The 6,043-nt window shown below is 67.9% G+C and carries 7 protein-coding genes; 5 read left to right on the top strand and 2 right to left on the bottom strand.

The features are described 5' to 3' along the window. Together AC1DS3_RS33720 and AC1DS3_RS33715 are read left to right on the top strand one after the other, a co-directional pair. A partial coding sequence (locus AC1DS3_RS33720; RefSeq protein WP_477128874.1) for a winged helix-turn-helix domain-containing protein occupies positions 1–199 on the top strand: 199 nt, incomplete at its 5' end. 3 nt (positions 200–202) lie between these two features. Further along, positions 203–1,531 carry a sensor histidine kinase gene (locus tag AC1DS3_RS33715; protein WP_477128873.1) on the top strand — a complete coding sequence of 443 codons (1,329 nt, stop codon included), beginning with the start codon at positions 203–205 and terminating at the stop codon, positions 1,529–1,531. A gap of 53 nt (positions 1,532–1,584) precedes the next feature. Here AC1DS3_RS33715 and AC1DS3_RS33710 read toward each other — a convergent pair whose 3' ends face one another. Then, positions 1,585–2,604: a DUF1338 domain-containing protein gene (locus AC1DS3_RS33710; protein ID WP_441638922.1), complete on the bottom strand. Its 1,020-nt coding sequence runs from the start codon at positions 2,602–2,604 to the stop codon at positions 1,585–1,587. Between the two features lie 134 nt (positions 2,605–2,738). Here AC1DS3_RS33710 and AC1DS3_RS33705 point away from each other — a divergent pair, with 134 nt between their 5' ends. Then, positions 2,739–3,638, top strand: coding sequence for a LysR substrate-binding domain-containing protein (locus AC1DS3_RS33705; RefSeq protein WP_477128872.1), 900 nt, complete (start codon positions 2,739–2,741; stop codon positions 3,636–3,638). Positions 3,639–3,657: 19 nt separating this feature from the next. On the opposite strand, the gene AC1DS3_RS33700 is transcribed toward AC1DS3_RS33705, so the two are convergent. Continuing rightward, positions 3,658–4,155 carry an Mpo1 family 2-hydroxy fatty acid dioxygenase gene (locus AC1DS3_RS33700; RefSeq protein ID WP_174427143.1) on the bottom strand — a complete coding sequence of 166 codons (498 nt, stop codon included), beginning with the start codon at positions 4,153–4,155 and terminating at the stop codon, positions 3,658–3,660. A gap of 186 nt (positions 4,156–4,341) precedes the next feature. Between AC1DS3_RS33700 and AC1DS3_RS33695 the strand changes: the two genes are divergently transcribed. Both AC1DS3_RS33695 and AC1DS3_RS33690 read left to right on the top strand, forming a co-directional pair. Then, on the top strand, positions 4,342–5,052 hold the full coding sequence (locus tag AC1DS3_RS33695; protein WP_441638917.1) for a Crp/Fnr family transcriptional regulator: 711 nt from the start codon (positions 4,342–4,344) through the stop codon (positions 5,050–5,052). Positions 5,053–5,114: 62 nt separating this feature from the next. After that, positions 5,115–5,972, top strand: coding sequence for an arylamine N-acetyltransferase family protein (locus tag AC1DS3_RS33690; RefSeq protein ID WP_477128871.1), 858 nt, complete (start codon positions 5,115–5,117; stop codon positions 5,970–5,972). Positions 5,973–6,043 lie beyond the last annotated feature (71 nt).

The following is a 6,043-nucleotide window of genomic DNA, read 5'->3' as shown; positions in this document are numbered from 1 at the left end:
CATCAGCAAGGCCGTGCTGACCGAGCACATCTATGCGCAGGATTTCGACCGCGACAGCAACACCATCGAAGTCTTCATCGGACGGCTGCGGCGCAAGCTCGGCGTGGACGTCATCGAGACCGTGCGCGGACAGGGCTACCGCCTGCGCCCGCCGGCGTCTCCCGAAGCCCATGCAACCTCCACAAACGCCGCCAACTGACCCATGCGCCAGTCATTAGCCATCCGCCTGCTCGCGTTCGCGGCCATCTGGCTGGCCGCCGCGCTCGGCGGCACCGGCTGGCTGCTCTCCACGCTGTTCGCGCGCCACGTCAACGATACCTATGTGCGCCAGCTCGACAATCAGCTCACCAGCCTCGCCGCCGCCCTGGACTGGAGCCCTGACGGCAAGCTCGCCCTGACCCGAAGCCCGGCCGACCCGCGCTTTGAACTACCCTACTCCGGCGCCTACTGGCAGGCGCAGGCACCGGGCGGCACGCTGCGCTCACGCTCGCTCTGGGACGCCGAAATGCCGGCCACCGTGGGCAACAAGGTAGCGGGCAGCCATGCCGAGATCCGGCCCGGGCCCAATGGGCAATCGCTGCTGGTGGTGTCGCGCCCCATCGTGCTGGCGTCGGCCGATACGCCGGTGATGCTGTCGGTGGCGCTGGATCGCACCGAGCTGCGCGCGGCGCGCCAGGCCTTCAACCGGCTGCTGGGCTGGTCGCTCACGGCGCTGGGCGCGGGCCTGCTGCTGGCGGTGGCGGCCCAGGTGAAGTTTGGCCTCGCGCCGCTGGCGCGGCTGCGCCAGGCACTCGCTACCCTGCAGGCACGCCGCGAGAGCCGCCTGGGCGGCACGTGGCCGTCCGAGGTGGTGCCGCTGGTCACCGAGATCAATTCCTTGCTGGCGCGTAACGCCGATGCGCTGGAGCGCTCGCGGCGCCAGGCCGCCKACCTCGCGCACGCAGTCAAGACGCCCCTGGCCATCCTCGCCAACGAAGCCGGGCGCCTGCCCGGCGAGGCGGCCCGCGCCGCCGCCAGCCAGGTCGAGGCCATGCGCCGGCAGGTGGACCGCCACCTGGCGCGCGCACGGGCGGCAGGGGCGGCGGGCACGCGCGGGGCGCGCATCGATGCCGGCCCCGCGGCAGGCGAGCTGGCCCGCGCGCTGACCCGCCTGCACAGCGGGCGCGAGATCGATATCCAGGTGGAAGGCAACGGGCACTTCGCCGGCGACCGCCAGGACCTGATCGAGATCCTCGGCAACCTGCTCGACAACGCCTGCCAATGGGCGCGCTCGCGCGTTCGTGTCAAGCTCGCGGAGCGCGGCGGCATGCTTGAGGTCACCGTCGAAGACGACGGGCCGGGCATGCAGGCTGAGGCCCGCGAGCTGGCCACGGCACGCTATGGGCGGCTGGATGAGTCCGCTGCCGGCAGCGGACTGGGCCTGGCCATCGTCAGCGAGATGGCGGCCCTTTATGAGGGTGGCCTGGAGCTGGGCCACAGCGAACTGGGCGGATTGCAGGCCTGCCTGCGCCTGCCGGCCGGCCAGCCGTAAACCAAAAAAAGGCCGGACGAGCCGACCCTTCTCCTGCTACCGCATTGCCCGCGTTAGCAGGCCGCCGTCATCTTGAAGATGCCCTGTGCATTGCCGGCATCGAACGACAGATCCAACGTGCCGCCAGCCGCCTCCGTCGCGGGCACGAAATCGCGGGTGATGAACTCGTAGAACGAGCCTGGCACGCTGCGCTTGACCACCACGCCGTCGGCGCCGACAAACCCGCGCTCCACCGGATCGGCCTTGAATGCCGTCTGCAGGACCCGCCCGGAGCGCGACACTTCCACCGAATCCTTGATCGGGCGGCCCAGGGTGCGCTGCGCGTCCGCCACGGCGCGCACATCCGCCACGCGGTCGGTGGCGTGGTTGAAGGCGTTGCCCTCGGTGGAAATCCAGGCCATCTCGGCCGATTCCTTCAGCAGCAATTCATAGTCGGCCAGCGCCGGCTCGGCATGTTGGCGGGCGAAGCAGGCTGCCAGTTGCGGCACCAGGCGCGCCGCCTCGGCCATCGGCAGGCTCGCGTCGCGCTCCAGCAGGGCCAGTTGCGCGACGGCTTCGTCGCCGAGCGGATCGACGGACTTCGACACCACGCGCGACACGGCGGACTGGAAATCGGTACTGAAACGCTCGGGATGCAACTCGCTCAGGAAATACTGGGCGATGTCGTCAGGCAGGTCGGCATGCGCGTAGGAGCGGCCGGTCATGCCGATGCGCTCGAGCGGGTAGGTGCCGTTGAGGCGGTAGCCCAACGGGCCCAGGATACGGGTGAAAGCGATCTCGCCCGAGGGCAGGCTGCCGCAATCCCACTTCACCGTGCGCAGCGCGCCGTGGTCGAACACCACTTGCCCACCCGCCTGGATCACGTCGCGGGTATAGGCCATGCCGGTCGGCACGCGCTCGAGAATGCCGGCAAACAGCACCATATTGAGCGCCTGCGCCACTTCGGCGCGGCTCGCCTGTTCGCTGGTAGAAGACAGCAATTGCGGGGAAACATTCATCAATTGCAGCAACTCGGCTGCTTGGGTTTCGCCGCAAACGGTCTCGAGGAGGCGTTGCAGATTCGGCTTCGTCATGGTCAATGCGCTGAAATGTGTTTGTTTTCGGGGGATGGCGGGGGCCGACGGCCTCCGGGTGGGGCTTATTGTGCGGCTGCGGCAGAGTTCGTACAATTGATAACTTCGCACCAACTTCCTTCCAAAAACGCACTATGCGCAAGGGCATACCGAGCCTCACGGCACTCCAGATGTTCGAGGCCGCGGCGCGCCTGGGCAGCTTTACCCGCGCCGCCGACGAGCTGGCGGTGACGGAGAGCGCGGTTTGCAGGCAGATCGCAGGGCTGGAAGCGCGGCTTGGCGTGCCGCTGTTCCACCGCATCCGCAAGCGCATCGTGCTGACGCCGGCTGGCGGGACCTATGCCGAAGAAGTGCGGGAACKGCTCGACCAGATCGAGCAGGTGACGCTGGATGTGATGGCCCAGCGCCCGCGCGGGCGCGCCATCGAGTTGGCCATCGGCCCCACCTTTGCCAGCCAGTGGCTGATCCCGCGCCTGCCGCTGCTGGCGCGCGCCCTGCCCGATCTCACGCTGCATCTCTCGGCGCGCACCGAGGCATTCGAGCTCAGTGATACCGCGTTCGACGCGGCCATCTATTACGGTGAAGGGCTGTGGCCGGGCACGCAGGGCGAGCGGATCCTGCAAGAAGGCCCATCGGTGCCGGTGTGCAGCCCCGCCCTGTTGGGGCGCCGCAAGCGCCTGGACCTGGATCAGTTGCTGGAATTGCCGCTGTTGCACCTAAACACGCGCTTGCGCGCCTGGAGCGACTGGCTCGCCGCCGCGGGCGCGGCGCTGCCGGCGCAGGCCTTGCGCGGCCCGCGCTACGACCTCTACACCATGCTGGCGCAGGCGGCAGCCGCCGGCATCGGCGTGGCGCTGATTCCACGCATCCTGATCACCGAAGAACTGGCGCAAGGCCGGCTGGTGGTGCCGCTAGCCACGCTGCCGGCGCAGATCGACAATCGCAAGGCCTATTACTTCGTCCACCGGCGCGGCCTGCCTCCCGACGACAAGGTCTTGCAACTGCGCGACTGGCTGCTGGAACACGGCGCCTAGATGCCGGGCGCGCCGAAGGTCAATGCGCGTGGGCGCTGACGGCCTCGCGGGTGTCCCGCGCCAGGCCCATTGCGAAAGCCACTTCGGCCACCAGGAAGAGCGGCCCGACCAGAAGCCCAGCCAGGTCATCCACAAACGCAGGCTTGCGGCCTTCGTAGTAGTGCCCGACGAACTGGATCAGCCAGCCCGCCACGAACAGGCCAATGCCCCAAGCCAGCCATGCGCCGGTGGACAGCGCAGCGATGGCGCCGCCGGCGTAGACAAAGCCAGCCAGGATCACCGTCATCGCCAGCCCGAACCCCGCCGACAGGCGCAGGTAGAACAGGCAAGACAGGCCATAAACGACCATTGCTGGCGTCAGGTACGCCGGACCGGCGTCAAGCGGCATGGCCGGGCGGGCCAGCAGTGTGGTCACAGCTAGCACAATCATGGGAATGCCGATGAAATGGCTGAACACATTGCGCGCGTCGCGGTGATAGGCTGCGTAGTTAGCCAGGTGATCGATCAGTGTCTTCACGGGGTCTCCTGCCGGGGCGTCGTTGTCGTCGCGTATTTCTGTCCGCGTATTTGTGGCCGCGTACTGTGGCCGCGTACTGTGGCCGCGTACTGTGGCTACACGTTGTGGCCGTATATTAATAGGCAGCAAAAAACCCGTCTGTCCGGTTTTTGACAGTCGGCAAGAGCATCGATCAAGGAGACCATCATGCGCCTGGCAACCCGTGGCCAGCAGGAGCCGGCCCTGGATCCGCTGCACGCCTTGCGCGGCGGGAGCTGGTTTGGCGCCTTGCCGGCGGCCATGCAAGACACCCTGCTGCGGGACGCGGCCACGCGCAAGCTGGCCGCCGGCCAGATGCTGTTTGCCCGCGGCAACGCCTTTGACGGCATCTACGGCGTGACTGCCGGCTCGGTGCAGATCGACACCCACAGCGAGTCTGGCAAGGCCGCCTTGATCGGCCTGCTGGGACCGGGCAGCTGGTTTGGCGAGATTTGCCTGTTCGACGGCCTGGCGCGCACGCACGACGCCCACGCCACCAGCGCGGCCACCGTGCTGCACCTGCAGCGCGACAAGCTCTACGCGATGCTGTCGGCGCACCCCGAATGGTGGCGCGAGTTCGGCAAGCTGCTCGCCGCCAAGACGCGCGAGGCCTTTCATTACGTGGAAGAGGCGCAATTGCTGCCGCCGCTGGCGCGCACCGGGCGCCGGCTGGTGGCCATTGCCCAGGCCTACGGCGACCTGCCCGGGCTGGAGCGCCGCTCCGTGCATATCCCGCAGGAACAACTCGGGCAGATGCTCGGGCTGTCGCGCCAGACCGTCAACCAGGCCCTGCGCGAACTCGAGGCGCGCGGGCTGTTGCGGCTGCACTATGCCGACATCGAGTTGCTCGACCTGCCGGCATTGCTGGCGCTGGCCTGACAGCGCCGCCCTTCCCGATCCCCTCAGCCTGCGCTGGCAGCGCAAACCAGACAGCCATCGCCATGACCTATCTAGACGACACCCGCCTGCAAGCCTATCTCAGCCGCATCGGCCACCCGCTGCCGAGCCAGCCGGACCTCGCCACGCTCGACAGCCTGATCGCGGCGCAACTGGCGCGGATTCCCTTTGAAAACGTCGACGTGTTGCTGCAGCGCCCGATCAAGATCGGCCTGGACGCGGTGTTCGACAAGCTGGTCGCCAACGCGCGCGGCGGCTACTGCTTCGAGCAAAACACCTTGCTTGCCGGCGCGCTGCGTGCGCTCGGCTACGTGGTCACGCCGCTGGCTGCACGGGTGCGCTGGAACGTGCCGGAAGACGTGCCCACCATGCAATCGCACATGCTGCTGCGCGTGGAGGCCGCGCATCACAGCTATATCGTGGACGTGGGCTTTGGCGGCCCTACGCCGTATCGGGCCATGCCGCTGCCACAGGCGGAGCAAGCCGATCCGTCGTTCCCGTACCGCCTGTCCTGCGTGGAGACGACAGGTGCGGCCTTTCACGTGTACGACCTGGAGGTCAAGACCGCAAGTGCGTGGTTCAAGCTCTACCRGTTCGATCTTTCGCCGCAGCAGGCCATCGATTTCGAGCCGCGCAACTGGTACACCTCCACCCATCCCGACAGCCTGTTCCGCAACGCCCTGACCCTGGCGCGCTCGCAAGGCGACACCCGGCTGACGCTGATCAACGGCGACTTTGCCGTGCGCGCGGCCGATGGCAGCGTGCAGCGCCAGCAACTGGAAACGCCGGCTGCCATTGTCCAGGCGCTGCGAGATCGATTCGGGCTGGCGCTGGATCCTGCCAGCGAGGCGCAACTGGCCCAGCTTTTGCCCGCGCTGATTGAGGCGCGCAGCAACAGATAAGCGTTCGCTTCACCAGGGTTCGGGCAGCAGTTCGAGCCCGGCGGCCGCAAGCAGCGCCGGCAACCCCGCAT

The organism is Cupriavidus sp. 01L46, assembly GCF_056399905.1.
This window is presented reverse-complemented; position numbering and strand designations above follow the sequence as displayed.

Excerpts from the sequence above, each read along its gene's own strand:
- AC1DS3_RS33695 (WP_441638917.1), top strand. The coding sequence starts at position 4,342 with ATGCGCCTGGCAACCCGTGGCCAGCAGGAGCCGGCCCTGGATCCGCTG.
- AC1DS3_RS33710 (WP_441638922.1), bottom strand. The coding sequence starts at position 2,604 with ATGACGAAGCCGAATCTGCAACGCCTCCTCGAGACCGTTTGCGGCGAA.